This window comes from Rhizobium sp. BK661 (assembly GCF_024808825.1).
Lineage (GTDB): Bacteria > Pseudomonadota > Alphaproteobacteria > Rhizobiales > Rhizobiaceae > Rhizobium.
Genome location: NZ_JANTYT010000005.1, coordinates 321,509 through 348,029, shown reverse-complemented (window position 1 = coordinate 348,029; position 26,521 = coordinate 321,509). Strand labels below are relative to the sequence as shown.

23 protein-coding genes are annotated in these 26,521 nt (G+C 60.5%); 3 read left to right on the top strand and 20 right to left on the bottom strand.

Going from position 1 to position 26,521, the window contains the following annotated elements; translation table 11 throughout:
• Position 1: 1 nt before the first annotated feature.
• Together FHX16_RS14200 and FHX16_RS14195 are read right to left on the bottom strand one after the other, a co-directional pair.
• Complete coding sequence (locus tag FHX16_RS14200; RefSeq protein ID WP_183862073.1) at positions 2–817, bottom strand: sulfurtransferase/chromate resistance protein; 816 nt, start codon at positions 815–817, stop codon at positions 2–4.
• 257 nt (positions 818–1,074) lie between these two features.
• The gene (locus FHX16_RS14195) at positions 1,075–1,845 is read right to left on the bottom strand and encodes a siderophore-interacting protein (protein ID WP_183862075.1); all 771 of its coding nucleotides are present in this window, start codon (positions 1,843–1,845) and stop codon (positions 1,075–1,077) included.
• Between the two features lie 293 nt (positions 1,846–2,138).
• Here FHX16_RS14195 and FHX16_RS14190 point away from each other — a divergent pair, with 293 nt between their 5' ends.
• The gene (locus FHX16_RS14190) at positions 2,139–2,753 is read left to right on the top strand and encodes an O-methyltransferase (RefSeq protein ID WP_183862077.1); all 615 of its coding nucleotides are present in this window, start codon (positions 2,139–2,141) and stop codon (positions 2,751–2,753) included.
• Positions 2,754–2,762: 9 nt separating this feature from the next.
• On the opposite strand, the gene FHX16_RS14185 is transcribed toward FHX16_RS14190, so the two are convergent.
• Positions 2,763–3,914: a TDT family transporter gene (locus FHX16_RS14185; RefSeq protein ID WP_183755694.1), complete on the bottom strand. Its 1,152-nt coding sequence runs from the start codon at positions 3,912–3,914 to the stop codon at positions 2,763–2,765.
• A 115-nt stretch (positions 3,915–4,029) separates the two neighbouring features.
• Here FHX16_RS14185 and FHX16_RS14180 point away from each other — a divergent pair, with 115 nt between their 5' ends.
• Positions 4,030–4,929, top strand: a complete 900-nt coding sequence (locus tag FHX16_RS14180; protein ID WP_183862080.1) for a LysR family transcriptional regulator — start codon at positions 4,030–4,032, stop codon at positions 4,927–4,929.
• A 220-nt stretch (positions 4,930–5,149) separates the two neighbouring features.
• Here the strand turns inward: FHX16_RS14180 and FHX16_RS14175 are convergent, their stop codons facing one another.
• Entirely contained in the window at positions 5,150–5,608 is a 459-nt protein-coding gene (locus FHX16_RS14175; RefSeq protein WP_183755696.1) for a helix-turn-helix domain-containing protein, read from the bottom strand.
• 71 nt (positions 5,609–5,679) lie between these two features.
• On the opposite strand from FHX16_RS14175, the gene FHX16_RS14170 reads away from it, so the two are divergent.
• A complete protein-coding gene (locus tag FHX16_RS14170; protein ID WP_183862082.1) occupies positions 5,680–7,926 on the top strand; it encodes a heavy metal translocating P-type ATPase in 2,247 nt (748 codons plus the stop codon).
• Between the two features lie 43 nt (positions 7,927–7,969).
• On the opposite strand, the gene FHX16_RS14165 is transcribed toward FHX16_RS14170, so the two are convergent.
• The 16 genes from FHX16_RS14165 to ybgC form a co-directional block, all read right to left on the bottom strand.
• Complete coding sequence (locus FHX16_RS14165) at positions 7,970–9,142, bottom strand: transporter substrate-binding domain-containing protein (RefSeq protein WP_183862084.1); 1,173 nt, start codon at positions 9,140–9,142, stop codon at positions 7,970–7,972.
• 276 nt (positions 9,143–9,418) lie between these two features.
• Positions 9,419–9,727 (bottom strand): hypothetical protein, encoded by a 309-nt coding sequence (locus FHX16_RS14160; RefSeq protein ID WP_183862086.1) that lies wholly within the window; start codon positions 9,725–9,727, stop codon positions 9,419–9,421.
• Between the two features lie 366 nt (positions 9,728–10,093).
• On the bottom strand, positions 10,094–11,689 hold the full coding sequence (gene serA / locus FHX16_RS14150) for a phosphoglycerate dehydrogenase (protein ID WP_183862088.1): 1,596 nt from the start codon (positions 11,687–11,689) through the stop codon (positions 10,094–10,096).
• 86 nt (positions 11,690–11,775) lie between these two features.
• Complete coding sequence (locus FHX16_RS14145) at positions 11,776–12,957, bottom strand: phosphoserine transaminase (protein ID WP_183862090.1); 1,182 nt, start codon at positions 12,955–12,957, stop codon at positions 11,776–11,778.
• Between the two features lie 141 nt (positions 12,958–13,098).
• Complete coding sequence (locus tag FHX16_RS14140; RefSeq protein WP_259129053.1) at positions 13,099–13,899, bottom strand: outer membrane protein; 801 nt, start codon at positions 13,897–13,899, stop codon at positions 13,099–13,101.
• Between the two features lie 178 nt (positions 13,900–14,077).
• The gene (locus FHX16_RS14135; protein ID WP_183862094.1) at positions 14,078–14,848 is read right to left on the bottom strand and encodes an outer membrane protein; all 771 of its coding nucleotides are present in this window, start codon (positions 14,846–14,848) and stop codon (positions 14,078–14,080) included.
• A gap of 191 nt (positions 14,849–15,039) precedes the next feature.
• Positions 15,040–16,392 (bottom strand): phosphoglucosamine mutase, encoded by a 1,353-nt coding sequence (gene glmM / locus FHX16_RS14130; RefSeq protein ID WP_114714619.1) that lies wholly within the window; start codon positions 16,390–16,392, stop codon positions 15,040–15,042.
• Between the two features lie 238 nt (positions 16,393–16,630).
• On the bottom strand, positions 16,631–18,562 hold the full coding sequence (gene ftsH, locus FHX16_RS14125) for an ATP-dependent zinc metalloprotease FtsH (protein WP_183862096.1): 1,932 nt from the start codon (positions 18,560–18,562) through the stop codon (positions 16,631–16,633).
• Positions 18,563–18,660: 98 nt separating this feature from the next.
• Positions 18,661–19,980, bottom strand: coding sequence for a tRNA lysidine(34) synthetase TilS (gene tilS, locus FHX16_RS14120; RefSeq protein WP_183862098.1), 1,320 nt, complete (start codon positions 19,978–19,980; stop codon positions 18,661–18,663).
• A gap of 12 nt (positions 19,981–19,992) precedes the next feature.
• Positions 19,993–20,994 carry a tol-pal system protein YbgF gene (ybgF, locus tag FHX16_RS14115; protein ID WP_183862100.1) on the bottom strand — a complete coding sequence of 334 codons (1,002 nt, stop codon included), beginning with the start codon at positions 20,992–20,994 and terminating at the stop codon, positions 19,993–19,995.
• A 160-nt stretch (positions 20,995–21,154) separates the two neighbouring features.
• On the bottom strand, positions 21,155–21,685 hold the full coding sequence (gene pal / locus FHX16_RS14110) for a peptidoglycan-associated lipoprotein Pal (protein ID WP_040675631.1): 531 nt from the start codon (positions 21,683–21,685) through the stop codon (positions 21,155–21,157).
• Between the two features lie 156 nt (positions 21,686–21,841).
• Positions 21,842–23,152 carry a Tol-Pal system beta propeller repeat protein TolB gene (tolB, locus tag FHX16_RS14105; RefSeq protein WP_016557211.1) on the bottom strand — a complete coding sequence of 437 codons (1,311 nt, stop codon included), beginning with the start codon at positions 23,150–23,152 and terminating at the stop codon, positions 21,842–21,844.
• A gap of 22 nt (positions 23,153–23,174) precedes the next feature.
• Positions 23,175–24,305 carry a hypothetical protein gene (locus FHX16_RS14100; protein ID WP_183862102.1) on the bottom strand — a complete coding sequence of 377 codons (1,131 nt, stop codon included), beginning with the start codon at positions 24,303–24,305 and terminating at the stop codon, positions 23,175–23,177.
• 8 nt (positions 24,306–24,313) lie between these two features.
• The gene (gene tolR / locus FHX16_RS14095; RefSeq protein WP_025660914.1) at positions 24,314–24,769 is read right to left on the bottom strand and encodes a protein TolR; all 456 of its coding nucleotides are present in this window, start codon (positions 24,767–24,769) and stop codon (positions 24,314–24,316) included.
• Positions 24,770–24,798: 29 nt separating this feature from the next.
• Positions 24,799–25,518, bottom strand: coding sequence for a protein TolQ (gene tolQ, locus FHX16_RS14090; RefSeq protein ID WP_016557208.1), 720 nt, complete (start codon positions 25,516–25,518; stop codon positions 24,799–24,801).
• 441 nt (positions 25,519–25,959) lie between these two features.
• Positions 25,960–26,424, bottom strand: a complete 465-nt coding sequence (gene ybgC / locus FHX16_RS14085; protein WP_016557207.1) for a tol-pal system-associated acyl-CoA thioesterase — start codon at positions 26,422–26,424, stop codon at positions 25,960–25,962.
• Positions 26,425–26,521: the final 97 nt, after the last annotated feature.

The window sequence follows — 26,521 nt, the reverse complement described above, 5'->3', positions numbered from 1 at the left end:
CTCAGCTTCCCTTCTTCGCCGAGGGCCAATTGTGCGTCTCGTCGGTCGCGTCCCGGCACCATCGATAGAAGGCATCGTATAGGGTCATGCCTGCTTCCAATTGCTCAAGGTCGTCGGCAAACATCCGCGAAAGCCCGAGTGAAGCCGCCAGCAATCCGGCCGCTTCAGGCGCAAGATCGAGTCTTGCGGTATCGGCCGCCCGGACAACCGTCGCAAGCCTGAGGAGCGCGTCGGATTGAATGGCAAATTCCTCCACCATGATGTCGAAGGAGCAGCGATCGCCGCGATGGCTCCAGAAGACACCCTCGATATCGAAGGGTGTCGCCCCGAAACGGTCGGCGACCATCAAGACCTCCGCGGTCGGAACAAACAGAAAGACGGCCGACGGATCGACGAAGCGACGGATCAGCCAGGGGCATGCGATACGGTCGATCTTCGGGCGCGCGCGCGTGACCCAAACGGTTCGTCCCTTGGCATCACGAGACGGCAACTTCTCCGAGGGCACAGCAAGGCCGCTCGTCTTGATCCATGCTTCGAACCCGCCTTCCAGCGTTTCGGCCTGCACGCCCATGAAGCGAAGATGCGCGGCAACGCCGTGGCTGAGCTTGGCGCCATGGTGGCAGATGATCACCGCTGGACTCTGGATTTCATGGCCCCATTGGTCCACCTCCCTGAACGGCCTGCGGATTGACCCGGGAATGAGACGAGGATCGGCAGAAAAATCCTCATCGTTGCGCACATCGATCAACACCGGCGCACCGGGCGTGCCAATGAGGCGGTTGAGTTTGTCGGCTGAGATTTCGGTGAATGACGGCATCGCGCGTCCCTCCGTGTTAGCGGCTTCGTTGGACGCGACTCTTCGGCTGGCGCCTCGTGGGGTGATCGCGACCCCATGAGGCGTATGATCCATGGTGGATCCGGGTGTGTCAAACACTTTCCAACCGCGCGTTGCTTGCGAAGATCCGAGATGCAGCGACGTTGCGAACACGGATTTCACGCTGGAAAGGGCCCTTCAGAGGCCGTAGGAGCAGGGAGCGAGGCGTCTGCGTGACGCGCGCGCCTCCTGAACAGAACCTAGTCGAACTTCTCCGTGGTATCGGCCTTGCCCTTGACCCAGTACCCGGAAGCCTTGATCCAGTGCAACGGATAGCCCCGCTCCGTAACAAGATAGGCGCGGATTGCGCGGGTAACCGACGCCTCGGCTGCGACCCAGACGAAAGTTTCCGGCCGAATATCGACTCCCCGCAATATGCTCAGAAGCGGTCCGGCATCCGTCGCATCCGAAGGCGATCGTTCCGCCCAATGCATATGTAGATCCGCCTTGGTTTCGAAGATCTGCCTCTCCGCCTGCCCTGCCACCGCCGCGATCGCGGTGATCACCATGCCGACATCGCTTTCCTCGATCCGGCGTCCCATGGCAGGCAGCGCGGTTTCGTCGCCGATCAGCAGCCACCGGGTCACGGTTGAGGACACCACCGCTGAGCCTCGCGGCCCGCCGATCGCAAGCGTATCGCCCACGGATGCCTCAATCGCCCACTGGGTCACCGGGCCGGCTTCATGCAAGGCAAAGTCGATCGTCAACGTGCGGGCATCGTTGTCGTACCGCCGTGGCGTATAGTCGCGACGGGCCTCGCCCTCGAGCGCAGGCACAAAGACTTTCACGTGATCATCCGGCGCTAGGCTGATGAAGTCCGCAAGGTCGTCGCCCGTCAGGACGATGCGGCGCATGCCCGGCGTGATGTCCGTGACTTCGGCGACCGTCAGGGAGCGGCGACGTAGTTCATGACGAACCCGTTCGATCTGTGGAGCCGGCAGGCTGTAAGTTGAGTTCTGATTGCTATCCATCGTGTCCTTCAGAGGCTCTTCACCTCGATCCGCAGGACACAGTCGCGCAGATCGAAGCCGCAGAGCCGTTCGATCATACGCGTTGAGTGACGTTAACGCTTACGCGGCCGAGCGACGCCCGACCGTTGACGCGCCGGATGTAACCGACATCTCAGGGCCGTGCAACAACGCTTGGCGGTAAATGGCGATTGTTGCCAAAGTTTAACTTTCATGCCGGCGACTACCGAGCAAATCTTGTCAGCAGGGCCGCGCATGTGGGTGTCTCAACGCGGGCACCCCTCGAGGAGTCGAAGATGGACAGCAAGATTCAAGACGTGCTTGATACCTACCATGTCATGATCCGCGAGGAGCAGAACAGCCCTCGCCAGCTTGTGCCCGGCGGCCGCGACGGAGGGCAGGACATGCGTTTGCGCGCGGTCGGTCGGGAAACCGGGCAACTTATCAACATTCTCGCCAAGAGCCTCGAAAAGCCGGTCATTCTCGAGCTTGGCACTTCCTTCGGCTATTCCGGCATCTGGCTGGCGGAAGCGGCGCGGGCGGCAGGCGGCAGGCTGATCACCATGGAGTTGCACGAGTATAAGTCGGCACATGCCAAAGAGATGGCGACAAAGGCTAGGCTCGCGGACTGGATCGATTTCCGGATCGGTGACGCGGTCGAAATGATCGGTGACCTCACCGATGGCATCGACTTTGTCCTCGTGGATCTCTGGAAGGACTTGTATCTGCCTTGCCTCGAGGCCTTCTATCCCAAGCTCAATCCCGGCGCGATTGTCGTTGCGGACAACATGCTCCGTCCCGGCGACGAGAACGTCAGGCAATACGGCAAGGCGATCCGGGCCAGGCCCGGCATTACCAGCGTGCTTTTGCCGGTCGGCAGCGGAATCGAGGTGAGTCGCTTCGACCGATGAACTCAAGCCTTACCGAGTGAGGCCCGACGGAGCCCCGTCAGCCAAACTAGGATCTACAAATAGTGTGCCGTCCACGGCCCCGAAGCAGGTTCTGACGGCAACGACAATCCAGATCGCCGCGAGCACGATCACAAGAACGGCACCGAGCATCGCGAGCGCCGGAAAATGGACCGCCGCCGCAAGACGCAGCGTTGCAACCGCGTAGACACCGATCGGAAAGGTGTATCCCCACCAGCCGAGGTTGAATGGCAGGCCATTCGCCACGTAGCGGGCAGTTATGGCCAGCGCCATGCCCAACCACCACAACCCATAGGCCCAAAGCAAGATCGCGCCGAGGAATGCGGCACCCGACATTGCGCCGGCAAAGAGGCCGAGACCATTGGCGGCGAGCACCGCGTTCCCGTTCAGCGCAAAAAGGATCAGTCCGAGCGCCCCGGTCCCTATCGGGCCGAGCGACAGGAAAGCGGTCGACGCCATGCTGGCCGGAGGCAAGTTGTGAAGCACCATCCGCAGGAAGAGGATGCTGAGCAGCCCAAGCGCCAGCGGCACGGAAGCGGCCCAGAGCACGTAACTCGCAAACAGCACCGTCATCTGGTTACCCGCGCCGGGAATGTGAGGAAGCAGCAACCCGCCGCTTGCCGCGGTGACTTCGCAGGCAACCACCGGCAACAGCCACACCGCACTCATCTCTTCGAGCACATGCGTCTGCCGGGTGACCATCGCGAACGGAATCGCAAGACCGGAAAGCACCGCAAGCGCCGCATCGAACCACCACAGGCCAACCGCCACCGAGATGGCGGCTTGGCCAAACCACGCTGCGCCAAAGATCACCGTTCCATTTATGATGGTCGCCAGCCCCATCGGGACGCACCCAAAAAACATCGACACGACAGGGTGGGCGAACACACGCAGGGCATCCCGCGGGTACAGGATCCATTTGCTTGCATATAGAGCCGAAAGGCTGGCGAACAGCACGATGTTCGCCAGCCACAACACTTCCCCGAAGATCGACAATGCCGGCGCATTCGGGAACTGCGCGAGACAGATGGCAAAAATGCCCGTACCCATCGTTGCCGCGAACCAGTTCGGCGTAAAATGCAGGATGCGCCAGTGTCCTTCGGACGGCGTGGGTCGAATGCCTGGAACGGAAAATGCGGTCATGGCTGTATCCTTCGTTATCGCTCTTGGATACGCCGCTAAATCAATCGACTCCAACGAATTATAATTGTAATTTTGTTCGACAAAATCGAATGATTAATTTAGGATCGGTATTCCTTTGACCCTTGAACAGCTTCGAATCTTCGTTGCAGTCGCCGCGCGAGAGCACATCACTCAGGCGGCTGCCGACCTCAACATGACGCAATCGGCCGTCAGCGCAGCAATCACCGCGCTCGAAAGCAGGCATCGCGTTGCGCTGTTTGACCGTGTCGGTCGCTCGATCGTGCTGAACCAAGCTGGGCGGATGTTCCTCAAGGAAGCGCACGCGGTCCTCGCGAGCGCACGCGCCGCCGAAGCGGCCTTGATGGATCTTTCCGGCCTGATGCACGGCGAACTATCGATCATGGCGAGCCAGACTGTCGCCGGCTACTGGCTTGCACCGCGTCTCGCGGAATATCGCAGGCATCATTCCGGCATCGCGTTGAACGTCAAGATCGGCAATACGGAGGAAGTGACGGATGCTGTAGCGGAAGGGCGAGCAGAAATCGGCCTCATCGAATGGCCACAGCATCGCCGGGGCCTGTCGATGAGAAAGATTGCCACCGACGAGATGATTGTCGTCGTAGCGCCCGGGCACGCCTGGGCCGACGGAAAACCGCGAACCATCAGAGATTTCACCCAAACCGCGTGGATCCTGCGCGAGACAGGTTCCGGAACCCGACGCGCTTTCGAGAGCCTTCTCCAAACAGCCGGACTGACGGTCGCGAAGCTGGATGTTCCCATGTCTCTGCCGGGCAACGAGACGGTGATTGGCACTGTCGAGGCCGGACTGGGTGCAACGCTGATATCACGAAGCATCGCCACCCCGTTTCTCCGGGCCGGAACTCTTAAGGAAGCGAACATTCCTCCCTTGCCCCGGCCGTTCTTTCTGCTCCGCCATCAGGAGCGCTACCGCAGCAAGGCGGCGGACGCGTTTGACGCTATGGCGTCAGCAGCCGATGCCGGCGACCAGAGGTAAATACGCTGCCGTCAATCAAAACTTCGTCTCAGCCTGCAGCATCGGGCGGCGGCCCAGTAGGAGCCATGCACCTTCAGCGGTACCTTCTGCGACTGCTCTTCGGTTTTGATCCTAAAAGCAGGGATCGGTCGGGCGTGCACAGAAAATCTAAATACGATCAAAATTATAAATCGCAGAAGCTATAGGCGAAACGCCTGCGTATTGTGCAAGGCTGAAAGATTCAGGCTCCCTGGAGCCTTCCGATTTCATTCCACCGCGAGTGATGAGCATGACTGCACTGACCGTGATCGGCCAGCACCTCGATGACGCGGCACTGATCGACGCGCCCGTGCCCGCAGCCTTCAACCATCAGCTCAAGCTCAGCCTTCAACGCCATCAAGCTCCGGATCCTCTGCTCGACTTCGATTAGGCGAGCCTTGGCGATCGCATCTGCGGACGCGCAGGACTGGTGCGGATCGTCCTGCAGGGTGAGGAGAGTGCGGATCGCCTCCACCTCGAACCCAAGCTCGCGGGCGTGACGGATGAAGGCAAGCCTGCGCAGATCGGCCGGCTCGTAGGAGCGTTGATTGCCCTCGCTACGATTTGGCTCCGCAAGGAGGCCGATGCTCTCATAGTAGCGGATTGTCGGTACCTTGACGCCGCTTTTCCGGGACGCTTCCCCGATCGTGATCTTTTTCATGATTTTCCTCTTGCACCTCTAGTCGCTAGAGGATGTAGGAAAGATGCTTCGAACTGACAAGGAAGCGGATCATGGGCGAAACGGTCGAGAAGCGATACAGGGTCGGCGGCATGGATTGCGCCAGTTGCGCAGCCAAGATCGACACGGCCGTCCGACGTATGCCCGGCGTCGAAGACGTTTCGGTTTCGGTGACCGCCGGAACGATGACCGTACGCCACGACGGCAGCAGCGACCTTGTCGCCATCGAAAAGAAAGTCACGAGCCTAGGCTATAGCGTCTCGCAAGCGGCCGGCAGGTTGCCGGCGGATACGGAGCAGGCAGGCCGTTCCCACCATGACCATGACCATGACCATGGTGACCACGATCACGCCGGGCACAACCATCAGGCTCACGATCATGCGGCGGAGCAGGCGCCGGATGCACTGGAAGGGCTCCACGGCCACGACGCGCCGATGGTTGGTCCCTGGTGGCAAAGCAGGAAAGGTCGCCTGACCATATTCTCCGGTGTGGCGCTCGTGGTCGCCTACGTCATCGGCCACCTTGTGCCTTCCATTGCGCCTTATGCATTCGTCGTTGCGATGCTCGTCGGGCTTGTTCCGATCGCTCGTCGCGCAGTCACGGCTGCCTTGTCGGGCACACCGTTTTCGATCGAAATGTTGATGACCATCGCGGCAGTCGGCGCGGTGATCATTCATGCCGGCGAGGAAGCCGCAACCGTGGTTTTCCTGTTTCTGGTTGGCGAACTGCTGGAAGGCGTCGCCGCAGGCAAGGCACGGGCAAGCATCCAGTCCCTGACGACTTTGGTTCCCAAACGAGCCTTTATCGAGGAAGGTGGCACGACCCGGGAAGTGCCGGCCGAAAGCCTCGCCGTCGGCGCGATTATTCTGGTTCGACCTGGTGACCGCATCGCGGCGGACGGCACCATCCTGTCTGGCGAGAGTGCAATCGACGAAGCGCCGGTCACAGGCGAAAGCACACCGGTACGCAAAGGTGAAGGTGAAACGGTTTTTGCCGGCACGGTCAACGGTGATGCGGCACTTCGGGTCAAGGTGACCGCAGCGGCCGCCGACAACACAATCGCGCGTGTCGTCCGACTGGTGGAGGAGGCACAGGAGTCGAAGGCTCCGACCGAACGCTTTATCGATCGTTTCTCGCGCTACTACACGCCGGGTGTGGTCGTCGTTGCTGCTCTGGTTGCCATCATGCCGCCGCTTCTTATGGGAGCTGCTTGGGACGAATGGATCTACAAGGGTCTCGCCATACTGCTGATCGGCTGCCCCTGCGCCCTTGTGATTTCGACCCCGGCCGCGATTGCCGCCTCGCTTTCTTCGGGAGCGCGCCGCGGCTTGCTGCTGAAGGGCGGCGCAGTGCTCGAGACGCTCGGCAAAGTCACCGCCGTCGCCCTCGACAAGACAGGCACGCTAACCGAAGGCAAGCCGCAGGTGACCGATGTAATCGCCTTCGCAAGGGATGAGGCGGATGTCCTGAGGTATGCTGCCGCCCTTGAGACAGGCTCGAGCCATCCGCTGGCGCTGGCGATCCTGGCACGGGCAACAGCTGTGGGTATCCCGGTACCCGCAGTGAACGGCGCCAAGGCCCTGGGAGGGAAAGGCATCGCCGGGACAGTCGAGGGTCAGCCTGTGTTCTTCGGATCTCCGAAAGCTGCCGGCGAGCAAGTTCCGCTCTCATCCGATCAGACCGCGCGTATCACGGCACTCAATGACGATGGGAAAACAGTTTCGGTGCTGATCGTCGGCGACACGCTGGCAGGAGCGATCGCCATGCGCGACGAGCCGCGCGACGACGCCAAGTCCGGTCTTGAAGCGCTGACTGTAGCGGGTATCAAGACTGTCATGCTCACGGGCGATAATCACCGCGCTGCCGAGGCCATCGGCAAAGAACTCGGCATCCAAGTCCGAGCCGAACTGATGCCGGAGGACAAGCAGCGCATCGTGAACGAGCTGAAGCGCGGCGGCTTGATCGTTGCCAAGGTCGGCGACGGCATCAATGACGCCCCTGCCCTTGCGACCGCCGATGTCGGCATCGCCATGGGCGGCGGTACCGATGTGGCGCTGGAAACGGCCGACGCCGCCATCCTTCATGGACGTGTCAGCGATGTGGCGGCAATGATCGAACTCTCGAAGCGCACCATGCGCAATATCGTCCAAAACATCAGCATCGCGCTGGGCCTGAAGGCGGTGTTCCTTGTGACGACCATCGCTGGCATCACCGGCCTGTGGCCCGCGATCCTGGCCGATACCGGTGCGACGGTGCTCGTCACAATCAACGCACTGAGGCTCCTGAAGCCGGCGAAGTAGACCGCGCGGCGAACGGCAATAACGGAGACGTCGGTCGCCCGCGCTACTGCTTCTCCCCCAGATATTGAAACAGCGTCCGCTTCCAACGCTGATCGTGAACTGCCTGAAGGACGGCGACATCGATCGCCTTGCGATAGGGCCGTCCAAGGGGCATCGCGAGCCCGTAGCTCTGAGGTTCGAAATCGACATCCAGCACTTGAACCGTGCTGGAGAAGCGTTGTTCGACGGTCCAGGCAAGCAACGGTTTGTCGTACACGAAAGCATCGATCGATCCTGCTTCCAGCGCCTTGAGCCCGTCGGCCACCTGAGGAAACGTCCGATGTTTGATGCGTTCGCCGTCCAGGAAACCGATGGTCGCCGAGTTGGCAAGCGTCCCGACGCGCACGCCCGGCAGATCCTCGACGCCGTTGACCAGCCCGCGCATCTGCCTTGTCGTCAACGCGGAGGTGACGCTGGCCGTAAAGACCGCGATCGTGATGATCGAGACCACCATCCAAATAATCGCGAGCGCCCTGCCCGCGATTGTGATCGGCCCGCGGTGACCGGTGCTTGCCTGGGTCATGGCCTCCGCCGACCACCAGATGCTTGCTCCCAAACCACGTCCAAGCGGCCCGCCGAAGTCGTCGTTATGACGCCGCTCGAACAGCCACACCAACGCGCCGACAAGCAGAGAGATGCCGATCAACGCTCCTGCCGCCTGCAGGAAGCCCGCCGAAATCATTGTCCGGATGATCTCGCGCCATACTGATACGCTATTGACCGAAACAGCTATTCCCAGCCCTGTATCGTAGAAAGGCTGACTGAAATCGACGATCCGCTCGCGATCGGCGGTGATGGTGATCGCCGCCACGGAAACATCGTAGTCGCCTCGCGATGTCGCTTCGAGGAGTTTCTGGACGTTGGGTTCCTCGGTGAGGCGAAACTTCAGTCCGAGCTTCTCGGCAACTTCCCGCCAGAGGTCAATGGAAATACCTGTCCAATTTCCGTCGGCATCCTTCATCGCAAAGGGTGGCGCCTCCTTGGTGCCGATCACCAGCTCTCGCTGTGGAAACTCTTGTCTGTCGGACGGCTGCGGCATTTGGGCGTGAGCGTTTTCGCTCCCCATCGCTGCTAAAAGCATCACGGCGACGAATGCCCAGTGCCCCCGGTGAAATGCGGCATGCAGGCGTGCATGTACGTGGCGCGCGAAGAGGGCCGCAAAGGGAATTGCCATCATGCTCGTTCGCACCCGGCCTCCAACATCGAAAGGTTCTCTGCAACGGCTCTCAAGCCGGTCGCGGCCTCGCCCTCGAGATCCAAATCCACGCGAAGAGGCGATCTTAGCGAGACACGAGCAGGCGTAAATTGGAAGTACGTTACTGTAAAATTGACTGCAATGGGACCGGCAAGCCCATGAGCATTCGCGGATTCGAGCGCGTCATCCTGGCGGCTCACATAACCTTCACGGAGATTTGCGCGTATCGGAACATTTTACCCGTCTGGGAGTTAACGTTTAGAGGAGGACTAACATGACGAATGACTTCAACAAGCCGAACCCGGTGAACACATCGGCATCGAAGAGCAGGACGATCTGGATTGTGCTCGCAGCGATCGTTGTCATCGTTGCCTTGGCGGCTACATATTGGCCGAGATCACAGAGTTCTTCGACAGCGACAGCACCAGCGCCGACGGCGTCCGAGCCAGCTTCGCCGCCTGCGTCGACTGCACCAGCATCACCGCCTGCAGCAAACCCGCCCGCGAGCGCTCCGGCGACCCCTGCCGCTCCAGCCGCTCCGGCCCCCGCTGCTCCGGCTCCGGCCACGCCGCAGTAACGGCAAGCCCGCTTGGTCTGGCGGGCAGATGCTTCGTAGGCGTAGAAGGCCGGCAGCGTCTCTCAGTTCGCGCCGGCCCTGAGGATACGATGCGTGCTTTGATCCAGCGCACTACTCGCCTCCCGGCCGTCCTTGGCAAGACCATTCGCCGTATTTGCGCAGGATGACAGGCTCACAAGAGATGAGAGCGCAAGGACGATAATCACGGCTGACTTTGTCATGGACGCACCCGAATAGGTGAAAGGAACGATAGTCGCTCGCGACAGTGATTATCAACGCGAGTGATCAACAGGCAAAACGAGAAAACCCGGCGCAGGTTCCCGCGCCGGGTTTTCTCATTGCCTTGGGAGCAAAACTCAGTCGACTGCGAAAACCAGCGGCTTTGCCTGACGGATCGCCGGATTTGCCGTCAGCTTGGCAAGGACCTCGTCGCCGATCGGACCGTCGACATAAAGCAGCGCGATCGCATCGCCGCCCTGCTTGTCGCGGCCGAGCTGGAAGTTCGCGATATTGACGCCGGCAGCGCCAAGCGTGGTGCCGATGAAGCCGATCATGCCGGGAACGTCGGTGTTCGTGAGGTAGACCATGTGCGAACCGACATCGGCATCGAGATTGATGCCCTTGATCTGGATAAAGCGGGGCTTGCCGTCCGAGAAGACCGTGCCGGCGATCGATCGGGTCATCGTGTCGGTCTTGACGGTGAGCTTGATGTAGCCGTCGAAGACGCCGGTCTTGTCGCGCTTGACCTCGGAGAGGACGATGCCCTTTTCCTTGATCATAACAGGAGCCGAGACCATGTTGACATCGGCGACCTGCGGCCGGATCAGGCCGGCAAGCAGCGCGCTCGTCAACGCCCGCGTATTCATGCCAGCCGTCGCACCGTCAAAGAGGATCTCGATTTCCTTGATCGGCTCTTCCGTCACCTGGCCGACGAAGGCACCGAGAACATCGGCGAGCCGGATGAACGGCTTGAGGATCGGTGCTTCCTCAGCAGTGATCGAGGGCATGTTGATGGCGTTGGAAACGGCACCCTTCACCAGATAGTCCGACATCTGCTCGGCAACCTGCAGGGCCACGTTCTCCTGGGCTTCCGTCGTCGACGCGCCGAGATGCGGAGTGCAAACCACGTTCGGCAGGCCGAACAGCGGGCTTTCTTTGGCGGGCTCGACTTCGAAAACGTCGAAACCGGCTCCGGCGACGTGACCGGACTTGATGGCCTCGGCAAGTGCTGCCTCATCGACCAGGCCGCCACGGGCGCAGTTGATGATGCGAACGCCGGGCTTGGTCTTTGCGAGGTTTTCCTTGCCGAGAATGCCGCGCGTCTTGTCGGTCATCGGTACGTGCAAGGTGATGAAGTCGGCCTTGGCGAGCAGCTCGTCCAGCTCGACCTTGGTGACGCCCATCTCCTGGGCGCGCTCGGCCGAGAGGAAGGGGTCGTAGGCGAGAACATGCATGCCGAGGCCGATGGCCTTCTTGCAGACGATGCCGCCGATATTGCCGGCGCCGATGACGCCGAGCGTCTTGCCGGTGATTTCGACGCCCATGAACTTCGACTTTTCCCACTTGCCGGCCTGCGTCGAGCTGTCTGCCTGCGGCAGCTGGCGGGCAACGGCGAACATCAGAGCGATGGCGTGTTCGGCCGTGGTGATCGAGTTGCCGAACGGCGTGTTCATGACGATGATACCGCGCTTGGAAGCGGCCGGGATATCGACATTGTCGACGCCGATGCCGGCGCGGCCGATGACCTTGAGGTTGGTCGCGGCGGCGATCAGCTTTTCCGTTGCCTTGGTGGCGGAGCGGATAGCGAGGCCGTCGTAGTTGCCGATGATTTCGGCAAGCTTGTCCTTGTCCTTGCCGAGCTGCGGCTGGAAATCGACTTCGACGCCGCGATCACGGAAGATCTGGACGGCAGTTTCCGACAGTTCGTCGGATACGAGAACGCGAGGTGCCATTGGGGGCTTCCTTCAAAAGGTTCAACGATGGAATGTAATCGGGATTGCGAGGCTCCGCCCGTTCGGCGGAGCCGGATGCGATCAACTCAGGCGGCAGCCTGGGAAAGCGTCGCCTTCTGCGTTTCGAACGCCCAGGAAAGCCACGGCATCAGCTTCTGCATGTCTGCAGTTTCGATCGTGGCGCCGGCCCAGATGCGCAGGCCAGACGGAGCGTCACGGTAATGGCCGATGTCGTAGGCGACACCTTCCTTGTCGAGCAGGCTGACGATGCCCTTGGCGAAGTTCGCCTGGCCGTCGGCGTCGAGTGCCAGAACGTCCTTATCGGTAATCTTCAGGCAGACCGAGGTGTTGGAAGCCGTCTCGGCCTTGACGGCCAGGTTGGCGATCCAGTCATTGGCGGCGACGAAGTCGGCGATGACCTTGGCATTGGCGTCGGCGCGGGCCATCAGGCCCTTCAGGCCGCCAACATCCTTCGACCAGAGCAGTGCGTCGATATAGTCCTCGACGCAGAGCATCGACGGCGTGTTGATGGTTTCGCCGGTGAATATGCCCTCGATCAGCTTGCCGCCCGAGGTCATGCGGAAGATTTTCGGCAGCGGCCAGGCCGGTGCGTAAGTCGTCAGACGCTCGACAGCGCGCGGCGACAGGATGATGACGCCATGAGCGCCCTCGCCGCCGAGAACCTTCTGCCAGGAGAAGGTGACAACGTCGAGCTTGGCAAAATCGAGGTTCTGCGCAAAAGCAGCCGAGGTGGCATCGCAGATCGTCAGGCCCTTGCGGTCGGCCGGGATGAAGTCGCCGTTCGGAACGCGAACGCCCGAGGTGGTGCCGTTCCAGGTGAAGACGACGTCGCGGTCGAAATCGATGGTCGAAAGGTCCGGCAGCTCGCCGTAACCGGCTTCGATCTTGCGGACGTCTTTCAGCTTCAGCTGCTTGACGACATCGGTGACCCAGCCGGCGCCGAAGCTTTCCCAGGCGACCATGTCGACGCCGCGCTCGCCGAGCAGCGACCAGAGCGCCATTTCGACGGCGCCGGTGTCGGAAGCGGGCACGATGCCGATGCGGTAATCGGCAGGCACTTCGAGAATTTCACGGGTAAGGTCGATGGCCTGCTTGAGCTTCATCTTTCCGATCTTCGCGCGGTGCGAACGGCCAAGCGGCGCGTCGGAAAGGGCTTCGAGCGACCAACCGGGACGCTTCGAGCAAGGGCCAGAAGAAAAATGAGTGTTGTTCGGACGGACGTCCGGCTTTGCGGTGGCAGCGGCCATATGTATACCCTTCCAGGTAATTAGCCTCTCGTTGGGGAGAGGTGTCCCGCCGCCGTGGATATAGATCGCGCCTGACATAGTCAACGGGCAAGCGTCGCAACTGGAGGATTTTTTGGTCTACACGCGTCATTGCGTCGCGGACTACCAGCCGGCGATACGCAAGCCGATACGAATCTCGTGCCGCGTCAATCCGTCGTCGCGGCCGCTGGTCCCGGAGGGGCCGGCAAACATGCTGCCGCCGGCGATATCGGAGAAGCGATAGCCCAAATCGACCTTGATGTTGTTGGTGATTTCATAACTGAGGCCCGCCATCAGTGCATAAGTGAAGCGCCAGTTGTTTTCGCCATTGAAATCTTGGGGCGGAAACGTGACCCCAGAGCAGGCCGAACCACCATCGACGCACTCGGGTTGCGAACGTACGCTGCCCCATCTGACGTTGGTTACCCCTATGCCGGCGCCGACATACGGGGTGAAGCCGGCAACGGTCGCAAGGTCCGCATAGCCGTTGGTCATGACGCCATAGGCCCGAAGATCGGCGCGCACACCGGAGGTGCAGCCGGTCCCGGCAGGCGCGGATGCGGCACAAGGCAGATCAGTGTTGGCCGTGCCGGTAAAATCGCTTTTGAAGAAATCCCCCGTCAGGTCGGCGCGCCAGATGTCGGTGAATTGATAGCCAATCCCCGCACCGCCAGAAACGGGCTTCGAGAAGCGTGCCGAATCGAACTCGTGGATAGCCCCATCATCGAAGCGGTAGTCCGGCGTTTCGTTGCCGGTCCATGGAGCATAACCAAGATCACCGCGGAGATACCAGCCGGTCGTGGACGAGTCGCCCGGAATGCTTATCTCCGGTGCCTCAGCAATAGGGGGCTCCTCCGCCATCGCCCGCCCACCAAGCAGGACAAGGCTTGCCGCAGTGGCGAGGATCGTGATGGACGATTTCATTGCAATTCCCGACCGGGCAAAGCGGTGCCCGCATGACTGACCATGCGGTATTATTCCAGCGAGTTGCTAACGCGCGGTTAACCATATTTGTTAACTTCGATTGAGGTTCAAACCACGAAAAAGGCCGCCGTGACGGCGGCCTTGAAGTCGAAAGCTCCTCCAACGATGAACGAATTGGCTATTGCAGCGAGTAGCGCAGGCCGAGTTTGAAGTCGTGCGAGGTAATGTTGTTGAAGTGCATCGGGCCGGTGTTAACGGTGTCATCATAGGAGCGGAGCCGGCCGCTTTTTGCGTCACCAAGGTCAACATAGCTATAGCCGAAATCGACGGTCAGGCGGTCGGTCACTTGATAGCCGATCCCGGCATGCAGCGCCCATGCAAAGTTCCAAGTGGAGTCGCTGTCCCCGTATGCAACTCCGAGCGTAGGGACATTAACATCGCGGAAACGAGAGATCGTATTGCGTGACGCACCGATACCGGCGCCCACATACGGCGTGATGCCCTCCCAGGTGCCGATATCGACATAGGCGTTGGCCATCAACAGCCATTCCGACTTGGCACCGTCGTAGTCATTCGTGGCATCCCAGACAGCCGTGCCCGTTGCATCGGTGTGTCCATAACGATCAAGCGCAGAGAAATCAGTCTTGCCGCGATACTGGACGATCGCATCGCCACGAAGCCACTGGTTGAATTGATAGCCAACACCAAGTCCACCGAGCGGCCCGCTGTCAAAGCTGCCGTCATCGACAAATTCGCGAAAATCCACGTCGTCAAACAGCTCGTGCTGCATGCTGCCAAGACGCTGATTGGTCATGCCTATATCGCCGCGCAAGTACCATCCGCCAAAGACGGGAACTGGTGGCGGCGCCGGGTCGACATAGAGATCGGCAGCGAGAGCTGGGACACCTCCCATCAGCGCCGCAGCCGCGGCAATCAAAAATCTCTTCATAGTATTCTCCAGGAACAATCAATACCCAGCACGCGCCACTAGACCGCGTCTGACCTTTATTCAGCCTGGACTCTTACAAATCAGAGTTAATGTCCGATTAAATTTACAAGATATTTATCATGATGTTACGGGAACGGACGCGCGCCAGCTGGGAAGCTGGCGGCACCCGACAAAAAGCGTGCATGTCGACTTCAGGCTGCGGAGCGCACGTTCGAAATCGTGCCGATCAATTCGTTGACGATCCGCTCGATCTGCGAGCGGTCATCGCCCTCGGCCATGACGCGGATTAGCGGTTCCGTACCGGACGGGCGGATGACCAGGCGGCCATTCTTTGCGAGCTCGGCCTCCGCATCGGCAATCGCCTTCTGCACCTGAATATCCTCGAGCGGCTTGCCGCCGGAGATACGGACGTTGCGGAGGAGCTGCGGCACGGGGTCAAAGCGACGGCATACTTCGCTGACGGTCCTGCCGGTCCGTTTGACCGCAGCAAGGATCTGCAGCGCAGCCACCAAACCGTCGCCCGTCGTGCCATAGTCCGACAACACGATGTGTCCGGACTGTTCACCGCCGACATTGTAGTTGTGCTGGCGCATGTGCTCGACAACGTAGCGGTCACCGACCATCGTACGCACGAGACCAAGTCCCTTGTCGTCGAGGAAGCGCTCGAGCCCGAGATTGGACATCACGGTCGCGACAATGCCGCCGCCGCGAAGCTGCTGGCTCTCGGCGTAGCTTTCGGCGATCACAGCCATCAGCTGGTCGCCATCGACAACCGCACCGTTCTCGTCGACGATGATGACGCGGTCGGCGTCGCCGTCGAGCGCAATGCCGATATCGGCGCGCACTTCATCGACCTTCTTCTGCAGCGCGACCGGGCTGGTAGAACCGCAATTGAGATTGATGTTCGTGCCGTTCGGCTCGTTGCCAATGGTCACAACGTCGGCACCGAGTTCCCAGAGGACAGCTGGAGCCACCTTGTAGGCAGCGCCGTTTGCGCAGTCGATCGCGATCCTCAATCCCTGCAACGTCACGTCGCGCGGCAGCGTGCGCTTAGCGTGCTCGATGTAGCGGTCGTGAACGCCGTCAACGCGCTTGGCGCGGCCGATGTCATCCGACTTCGCAAGCTGCGAGGACAGATCCTTCTCAAGCAAATCCTCAATCTGCGACTCCAGATCGTCGGACAATTTGTAGCCATCCGGCCCAAAGAGCTTGATGCCGTTGTCCTCGTAGGGATTATGCGAGGCGGAGATCATGACACCGATATCAGCACGCAAGGACCGCGTCAGCATAGCTACGGCCGGTGTCGGTATAGGACCGAGAACGAACGCATCGACGCCTGCAGCGGTGAAGCCGGCCACCATTGCGTTTTCGAGCATGTAGCCCGAAAGGCGGGTGTCCTTGCCTATGACGACGCGATGACGGTGGTTGCCTCTCCGGAAGATCGTTCCAACTGCGATACCAACTCGCATCGCAAGATCCGGTGTCATCGGGAACACGTTGGATTGACCGCGAATGCCATCCGTACCGAAATAGCGTCTTTTCATATGCACCCCTGTGCCTTGGCGCGCCTACAGGCTGCGCATTACCACTTGCAAAAAATGAGCCGCCACAGGCGGAATTATCGCTACAAGAGCCCCAAATGAGGCCTCGCTATGTCACCGGCATGACATAAATCGCGGTGTCCATCACGTAAATTAGCAAGAAAACCCATTACATCGCGTTACCGACGCGAAAGGCCGGCGTCCTAACGGACCCGGCCTTTCGGTCATTCTGCAAGAGAAATCAATGCGGCTGCGGCTCCAGGCCACCCTCCGGCTCGTCACCCTTTGTCGCTGGGCGCGTGCCGGTCTTCGGCACGGCCGAACCGCGGCTGGGCGGCGCGTCATCGCCGAGATCGCGCGACGGCTTCTCGCCGCGAATCAACGCTTTGATCTCTTCGCCCGTCAGCGTTTCGTACTCGAGCAGCCCCTCGGCGATCGCCACGAACTCCTCGTGGTGGTCGGTGAGAATGCGGCGCGCTTCCGAATAGGCGTCGTCGATCAGGCGACGGACTTCGGTGTCGATCGTCTGAGCGGTGGCCTCGGAAACATTCTTCGACTGCGAAACCGAGTGACCAAGGAACACTTCCTGCTGGTTTTCACCGTAGGAGACCTGGCCAAGCGCATCCGAAAAGCCCCACTGCGTGACCATTGCACGCGCAAGCTTGGTGGCCTGCTCGATATCGGACGATGCGCCGGAGGTGATGTTTTCCTTGCCGAATGTCAGCTCTTCTGCAACGCGACCACCCATCATGATGACGAGGCGCGACACCATCCACTTGTAGCTCATGGAGTAGCGGTCGCCTTCAGGCAACTGCATCACCATGCCCAGCGCACGGCCGCGCGGAATGATGGTTGCCTTGTGCAGGGGATCCGCAACGGGAACCTTCAACGCGGTGATGGCATGACCGGCTTCGTGATAGGCCGTCAGCTTCTTCTCCGCCTCGGTCATCGCCGAAGAGCGGCGCTCGGCGCCCATCATGATCTTGTCCTTGGCGTCTTCGAACTCCTGCATGGTGACGACGCGCTTGTTGCGGCGTGCAGCCATCAGGGCAGCTTCGTTGACGAGGTTCATCAGGTCAGCACCGGAGAAGCCAGGCGTACCGCGAGCCAGGACCTTGAGATCGACGTTCGGTGCCAGCGGCACATTGCGGGCGTGGACCTTCAGGATGCGCTCGCGGCCGACGATATCGGGGTTCGGAACGACGACCTGGCGGTCGAAACGGCCCGGACGCAGCAGTGCCGGATCGAGAACGTCGGGACGGTTGGTCGCAGCGATCAGGATGATGCCCTCGTTGGCTTCAAAGCCGTCCATCTCGACCAGCAACTGGTTCAGCGTCTGCTCGCGTTCATCGTTACCGCCGCCGAGACCGGCGCCACGATGGCGGCCGACGGCGTCGATTTCGTCGATGAAGATGATGCAAGGCGCGTTCTTCTTGGCCTGCTCGAACATGTCGCGCACACGGGATGCGCCGACACCGACGAACATTTCAACGAAGTCGGAACCCGAGATCGTGAAGAACGGCACGTTCGCTTCGCCGGCGACAGAACGGGCGAGCAGCGTCTTACCGGTGCCAGGAGGGCCGACCAGCAACACGCCGCGCGGAATCTTGCCGCCGAGGCGCTGGAACTTCTGCGGATCGCGCAGGAATTCAACAATTTCCTCGAGGTCCTGCTTGGCTTCGTCAACGCCGGCGACGTCATCGAAGGTCACGCGGCCGTGCGCTTCAGTCAGAAGTTTAGCCTTGGACTTGCCAAAGCCCATCGCGCCGCGCGAACCCCCTTGCATCTGCCGCATGAAGAACAGCCAGACGCCCAGGATCAGCAGCATCGGCAGCAACGTGCCGATATAGCTCAAGAAGCCCGACGAACCGTCGGTTTCCGGGCGCGCCGAAACCAGGACGTTCTTCTGCTGCAGGCGATCGAGCAGGTTGTCATCAACGACAGGGGTATAAGTCTGGAAGGTGGTGCCATTTTCAACATAGCTGCCAGACACGCGGTTGCCCGTGACGACGACTTCCTTGACGCGGCCCGCATCCACTTCACGCAAGAATTGCGAATAAGGGATTTCGCGGGAGCTGGTCTGCGCCGGCGACGTCTGGAACATGCTGAACAGAGCAATCAGCAGCAGAGCTATGATTGCCCACAAGGCGAAATTACGTAAGTTAGGGTTCATCGAACTCCCCAGCACTGGAACAGCCGCCTCATGGCGACCGTCTTATTTGGCCTCTAACATAGGATTGCCTCAGGTGAATGCCAAGGCAAACTGGACTGTTAGATAGATTTTCCGTCAATAAGACCTAAAGGCGGTTTTGGATAGGGGCGTGTACCAAAGGCAGCCGCAAGGCTATCTGCGAAGATGAAATCAAATCGTGTCAAAAAACGGTCGAAGGGCGAAAAATAGGGGGTGATCCTTACTTTCTCGCCAACACTGGCAAGTGGATCTTCTCCTGCGAAATCAACGATGCGTGGTGCCGCCGTCAAGGCTCGCCGAACAACATCCCTGGGCAGTCGACCGCTGACGGGCCCGTGTTGACCTGCAAGAATAGTGATGTCGTCCGGAGATCCGTTTTCAACGAGGAACCGGCTGTCCCAGAGACCGCGCGCACCCGGCGTCAACGTCAACGGCAAAATGCCGCGGCTTTCGCGGACAAGAAAGAGCCCGTCGCGCCGAAGATCGAAGACCACCCTGCCCGCGGTCATCCGGCCCGGCTTCCCACTTTCAACGAGACCGAGCACATCATCCGTCTGTTTTCGCCCGAGCGGGAATGCCTGTCCGCCGAACACTGCCGCAAGGCGTGGAACGGCATAACAAAGCGTCTCTCGATCGGCGAGCCCGGCCGGCATCACCTGACCTATCCAAGGAGAATGCAGGGCAAAATACCTATGCAACCATCGGCCCGCCGAAGTGGCGAGCGCCGCGCGCACAATTGCCCCGTCCGCACCAGACGCGACCTCCGCTTCCCCCGCCAGCCGCAAGCGCACCCGAACGCGCTCATACTTCGGATCGTCGTTGCTCGGGTCATCGATCCAGGCAACCTGTCGCGCACGGAGAAAGTCGCGAATAGCTTGCCGTCTGCAGCCGAGCAGTGGCCGGGCTATCCAGAGGCTTCGATCGAAAAGGACGAGGTCCGCAATACCGGTGCTCGCTTGCTCAGAGCGCTCCTTGCGCATGGCAAGCGTCTCGCGCTGGTCGTCTGCCGTATGCCCGGTCACGACAATGTCGGCTTTCAGGCTTTTGGCGACATCGGCAAGCAGCTGGTAGCGAGCGTCGCGTGCTGCCGCCATGATGCCTGATTTGGGCTTCTCACCCTGCCACACCTTGACCAAGTGCGGGATACCAAGAGAGCTGCAGAAGGCTGCAACCTCGCGCGCCTCCTCGGCCGATTCTGCCCGCAAGGTATGGTCGACAGTTGCCGCACAAAGAGAGATTTTTGAATTGGGTATGGCCTTGAGGGCTTCAACAAGCGCCAGAAGCAGGCCGGTTGAATCGCTTCCACCTGAAATCGCGACAAGAATGCGCGTGGGTTTGGTCAGCGATGCAAGAAAACGGCGCGCTGCCGTCTCAGGTAGAAGGGGGCCGTCCGGGCACAAAACCGGAAGACCTTAGCAGGCGAGGCGTTTTTGCTCGCTGGCGACCTTGGTTATGACGGCACGCGAAGCCTTGGGGTAACGCTTCGGGACTTCCCGCAGCGTGGCGCATGCGGTTTCCGTATTGTCGAGCGCTGCGAGCGACATGCCGAGCTTCAGCAGCATTTCCGGCGCCTTTTCAGAGCTGCCGTACTTCTTGTGCGCATCCAGAAACCGCTTGGCGGCTTCGTTATACTTGCCCTGCGAGTAAAGCGCCTCGCCAAGCCAGAAATTCGCGTCGGCTGCCCGTGCGCTGCTTGGATATTGAGCGATATACTGGGTGAACTCCTGCTCTGCCGTCGAGTAGTCACCGGACAGAACATGGCCGTAGGCAGCCTTGTACTGATCGGCTTCGCTGCCGAGCGACGCAGTCTGCGACGAACGACCGGAATCGACACCCGGAACCGGGCCTGATCCAACCGTGGCATTCTCGTTGACCGAGCCGCCGACCGGATTGCCGTTCTTGTCGAACTCCATCGAGCCGAGCTGCTTCGGCGGCTGACCGAGACCCTCGTTTGTCGGAACATCGGTCGAGGGAGCCGTTTCGGCTCCCTGTGGTGCTTGGATCACGCGGGCGACATCATCGCCGCTCTGACCCTGAACCGGAGGAGGCACATCGGCCTCGCTCTTCTTCATCGTCTTGGTGCTACCGCCGGCACTGCTGCCACCGCCGCCTTTTTCCAGCTCCTGGAAGCGGAATTCGTTGTCTTCCTGCGCCTTGCGGATCGTTTCCTGCATCTGCAGCAGCTGGAAGCTCATCTCCTCGATGCGGCCGTTCAGCTGGCGCAGTTGCTCTTCAAGCTGCTGGACGCGAACTTCAGCTCCGCCGGCCTGCACGTTTACGACCGGTGCCTGAGCCTGCCGATCCGCGGCTTTGCCGCCGATCTGCCAACCCAAAATCGACGTCGCACTCGCCGATTGGCCCGCCCCGGCCACGGCCGCGAGGCACAGCATGCCCGCAACGACAAGTTTTTTCATATGGTTCGTCCTGTCCCAGTGATTCTTCGCACCCTTTGGCACGAACAGGAGATTTTTCCAATTGCTTTCAAAAAGCAACGGAAACTGGCCAAAGTGTGTTCAAAAAGAAAAGGCGGCCCGCAATGGAGCCGCCTTTCGAAATTGTAATATTTCCCGGCAATTACATGCCGGCGCCACCCAGAACGGTGACCGCGCGGCGGTTCTGCGACCAGCAGGAAATATCGTCGCAGACGGCGACCGGGCGTTCCTTGCCGTAGGAGATGGTCTTCATGCGCTGAGCCGGAACACCGCGCGAAGCAAGGTAATCCTTGGTAGCGGCTGCACGGCGAGCACCGAGGGCAAGGTTGTATTCGCGCGTGCCGCGTTCGTCGGCGTGACCTTCGACGGTGATGGCATACTTCGGATAGCGAGCGAGCCACTGAGCCTGACGGTCGAGCGTCTGGGCGGCGTCCGCGCGGATCGAGGTGGAATCGGTGTCGAAGAAGATGCGGTCGCCGACGTTGACGGTGAAGTCCTGAGCCGAACCCGGCGTTGCGGCGCCGGCGCCAAGGCCGAGATCACCGGCGCTGTTGGCCATGTTCTTCTTGTTGGCGCAACCGGCCAGAGCAAGACCGGCGACAAGCGCGATCATGACGGGGTTGCGGGCGAAATTCTGCATGCGGCTCATTGCCGGGGTGTGAATTCGGCTCATGGCCGGTCTCCTTGCGACTTGATTAAGGTTGCCGGACTGTAACCGTATTGGGTTAATCGGCATTCAAGAATTATGGTTAACAGATGGTTGATTTGTCCCTCAGTCGCCCCAATCAGGGATTTTTGCGGCGACAAAAAGGCACATCCACAGGCTTTTCTACTCGAGAAGCGGCGACCAGGCGGGGTCGGAAGCGTAGGTCGGGGTCTTGATGAGCTGCTCGTTATAGCCCGTCAGATCGATCGAGTAGAGCTGCGGACCGCCAGCACCGGCCGCCTGGCGGAAGAACATGATGACGCGGCCATTTGGTGCCCAGGTCGGGCCCTCGTTGTGGAAGCCCGTCGTCAGGATGCGCTCGCCCGAACCGTCCGGCTTCATCACGCCGATCGAGAACTTGCCACCCGACTGCTTGGTGAAGGCGATCAGATCGCCACGCGGAGACCAGACCGGCGTGGAGTAGTTGCCGTCGCCGAAGGAGATACGCGTCTGGCCGGAGCCGTCGGCATTCATGACGTAGATCTGCTGCTTGCCGCCGCGGTCGCTTTCGAACACGATCCGTCCGCCGTCCGGCGAATAGGAGGGCGAGGTATCGATGGCCGCCGTCGAGGTCAGGCGCGTCGTCGTGCGCGAACGCAGGTCCATCGTGTAGATGTTGGCGTTGCCTTCCTGCTGAAGGCTCATCACGACCTTCTGGCCATCCGGCGAGAAGCGCGGGGAGAAGGTCATGCCCGGGAAGTTGCCGACAACTTCGCGCTGTCCCGTCTCGAGCTGCAGCAGGTAGACCCGCGGCTGCTGGTTGGCGAAGGACATGTAGGTGACTTCCTGGCGGTTCGGCGAGAAGCGCGGCGTGAGAACGAGGTCGCTGCCGTTCGTCAGCATGCGGACGTTGAAGCCGTCCTGGTCCATGATGGCGAGCTGGCGCTTGCGCTCCTGCTTGGTGCCGGACTCCGAAACGAACACGACACGCGTATCGAAGTAGCCTTCCTCGCCGGTGATCTGCTTGTAGATCGCGTCGGCGATGATGTGAGCAACGCGGCGCCAGTTCTCCGGCTGCGTGTAGAACTGCTGCCCGGTCATCTGCGTGCCGGCAAACGTATCCCAGAGGCGGAACTCGGCGCGCAGACGTCCGTCGCTTTCCTGCGTCACGCGACCCGTCACGAGTGCCTGCGCATTGATGACCTTCCAGTCCTCGAAGCGCGGAGCGGCATCCGGATTGGAGATCTTCTCGATGAAGGCGTTCTTGTCGATCGGCTTGAAAAGGCCCGAGCGCTGAAGGTCGGCGGCAATCACCTGCGAAACCTGCGCACCCATGTCGCCCTGCAGGAAGTCGGTGATCGCGATCGGCAACGGCTCGACATTGCCCTTGTTGATGTTGATTTCGACAAGCGCGTTGGCCGGCGTGGCGACAACCGCAGTGGTTATCATGCCGACGGCGACCATCAAGGCGCGAATGAGGGAACACTTGGTCATGGAGGACAAGCCTTTCAGCATTTTAAAGGGCTAGATCGCTGGGATCGAAATTGACGATAACCTCGCCCCAGGCGTCATATTTGTCTTTCGGGAGAGTCGTGAAGGGCGACGACTTCATGACGGCACGCTTGGCACCGCTTGCCAACGCCATGCGCGTCGCCTCGTTGGTGCCGCCAACCGCTTCGACCTCGGGCGAACCGATGATGTTGCCATCCGGGTCCAGCTTCATGTGGACCTTGATGCGAACGTCGCTGGCACCTTCCATCCCGGGGATAACCGACCAGTTGCCGGCGATCGCGCTGCGCAGCGCATCCATCTCGCTCATCGAGAGCTTGGAGCCGCCGGTAGCCTTCTTGGCACCGAGCGACGCAACCTCGGTCGAACTCTTGGCGCCACCATTCGACGGGTCCTGCTTGTTCAGCAGCGCCGCGATATCATCGGCGTTGAAGTCGCTCTGCTTGGAGGAGGCGGACTTGGCCTTCTCCTGCTTCTTGTCGGCCTTCTTCTTGTCCGTCGGCTTCTCGTCCGCCTTCGCCTGATCCTCGGTCTTTTTCTCCGGGGGCTTTTCGGCCGGCTTCTGTTCCGGCGGCTTGGCTTGCGGCTTCACGACCGGAGTCGGAACCTTGTCCGGCAGCGCCTCGGCGTCCGGCTTCGGTGGCTCCGGCTGTTCCTGTGGCGTTTCCTCAGGCTTTGGCGGCGTCGGCGGGGTGATTTCGGGCTTCGGCGGCGTAATGGACGCGACCTGCTTCGGCTCGACGTCCGTCTCCTCCTTCATGATCTCCTTCACCTCGTTGGGCACGGGATCATTCTGAGGAAGAGGCTTTTCAACGGCCTTGGGGGCAGCAGCGCTCTCGTTATTGTTGGGCTTGGCGTTCGGGACTGGCGGCGTCTTGAGGTCGACCTTGTTCTCGCCCATGTTCTCGGCGTTTTCGACATTGGTCGGCTTGGCCGTCGGCTTCGGCGCCGGCTTTTCACTCGGCTTGGCCGTCTTGTCGCCCTGCTGCATCTGCGTCATTTCTTCGACGGGCACGAGGTCGACGGGCATCGCCTCGAAATCCTCGACCTTGAACTGCTCCGGGGAGCCGATCGAGATCAGCGCCCAGGCAAGCAGTGCACAGTGCAGAGCCGCAGATGTGACGATACTGGCCTTCATAGCGTTCGCTATTGGTCCTTCTTCTGCTGCGTCACGAGGCCGATGTTCTTGTAGCCGGCACCCTGGATGCGAGCCATGACGTCGGCGATCACGCCATAGGGCGCGGTCGCGTCGCCGCGAACGAAGATGCGTTCATTATAGCCGGTCGTTGCGATCGCCTCGAGCTTCGCGGCAATCTCTTCGACCGGGATCGGTGTTTCCTGCAGGAACACCTGGCCGTCGTTCTTCACCGAGATCGTGATCGGCTGCGTTTCAGAATTCAGCGCCTTGGCCTGTGTTTCCGGCAAGTCGACGGGCACGCCGACCGTCATCATCGGTGCTGCCACCATGAAGATGATCAAAAGCACGAGCATGACGTCGACGAGCGGCGTCACATTGATTTCGGAGATGGCACCACCTCTGTGGCCACCGCGACGACGACCACCGCGACCACCGCCGCTACCGCCACCGCTTGGAGCACCCATACCCATATCGTTGACTCCGTTCCCGTCGATTACTGCGCGGCCTGGCGCGGCTGCAGTTTCTCGTCGATCTGGCGCGAAAGGATGGCGGAGAATTCATCCGCGAAGCCTTCCATGCGGCCCGAAAGCTTGCCGGCATCGGCAGTGAACTTGTTGTAGGCGATAACGGCCGGGATAGCAGCAACAAGCCCGATTGCGGTTGCAAGCAGCGCTTCGGCGATACCGGGAGCAACGACCGCGAGGTTCGTCGACTTCGAGCCGGCGATTGCCTGGAACGAGGTCATGATACCAACGACCGTACCGAACAGGCCGATGAACGGACCGGCGGAACCAATCGTTGCCAGCGAGCCGAGGCGGGCTGAGAGGAATTCGGATTCACGCGCCAATGTCACGTCCATGGCGCGGTCGATACGCATCTGCAGACCGATCGGGGAGCGCGCACCGCGCTCGAACGACTTCTTCCATTCGCGCATCGCCGCAACGAAGATCGCGGCAAGGCCGGTATTGTTGCGCTCCGATAGAGTGCGATAAAGCTCTTCCAGCGACTGGCCCGACCAGAATACCTGCTCGAACTTCTCGAACTGGCGCCGTGCGCGGCCGTAGGCCAGATATTTGTCGATGACGATCGCCCAGGTCCAGACCGAGGCTGCGATGAGCCCGAGCATGACCAGCTTGACGACGAGACCTGCCTGCATAAACAGCGACCAGAGGCTGACGTCGGCCGTTGCTGCTGCCAATCCTACTTGTTCCATTGATCCAAAATCCCCGAATCCAAACGCCCGGCACTTGACCGGGCGGCACAAAGTGATCTCGCAAGAAGTGTCTGGCGGCCGCCGCCCAAAGCCCTGGTCAAGCTTCCAAGCTCTTATCCGCCTTCCTTGCCGTCAAATTTGGTCAAAGGAAGGCGTGCACCGCACAAACTCTGACAATCCGAGTAAGACACTATTATGGTTAACAGTTCGTTAGCGCCGGATCATGACAGCGAAACTATCGGAGAAAGATTTATCCCTTGGATTACTTGGTCAGATCTAGCTCGATGACCACAACAGCGCTTATCTTCCAGCGCGTGAATTCCTTCACACAAAACTCATGTTTATGCAAGGCCGGAATCCCGCGTCTTTTCAGCGTTCACGATCAATCCAAGCGAATCGCCGCACGCAAACCGTGTCGATCACATTGAGCGCGGCAAGGGCTCAGGGCCCGCGGAGCGGCTTGCTGCCTTCAAGAAATTTCTCGGCGAGTGTCTCCGGCAATCGTCGCGGCCTGGCATTGGCATTGATGACGGCGATGATCACCTTGGCGGCGATCAGCAGCGTTTCGCCGCGCCGGATCTCCTGATTGAGGACCATCTTGGCCCCGCCGGCTTTTTCGGTGTGGGTCAGGACGGTCAGGATATCATCCATCCGCGCCGGCTGCTTGAAGTCGATCTCCATGCGGTGGACGACGAAGACAAGCCCCTCCTCGTCGGCATTGATCAGCTCCCGCTGCTCAACGCCGAGACAACGGAGGTAATCGGTGCGGCCGCGCTCGAGGAAGTGAAGATAACGCGCATGGTAGACGAGGCCGGAAAAATCGGTGTCCTCGTAATAAACCCGCTGCAGGAGCCGGTGACCCGTTTCCGTGAGTTCACCCGAAATCGAAAAACCGTTGTCCGCCATAATTTTCTCCAAAGTCACGCGCCCTCTTTGGCGGAAGACATTCCGCCTTGCAAGCATTGAACAATTGTCACGCTTCCTAAGTAATTTTTGACAGAGA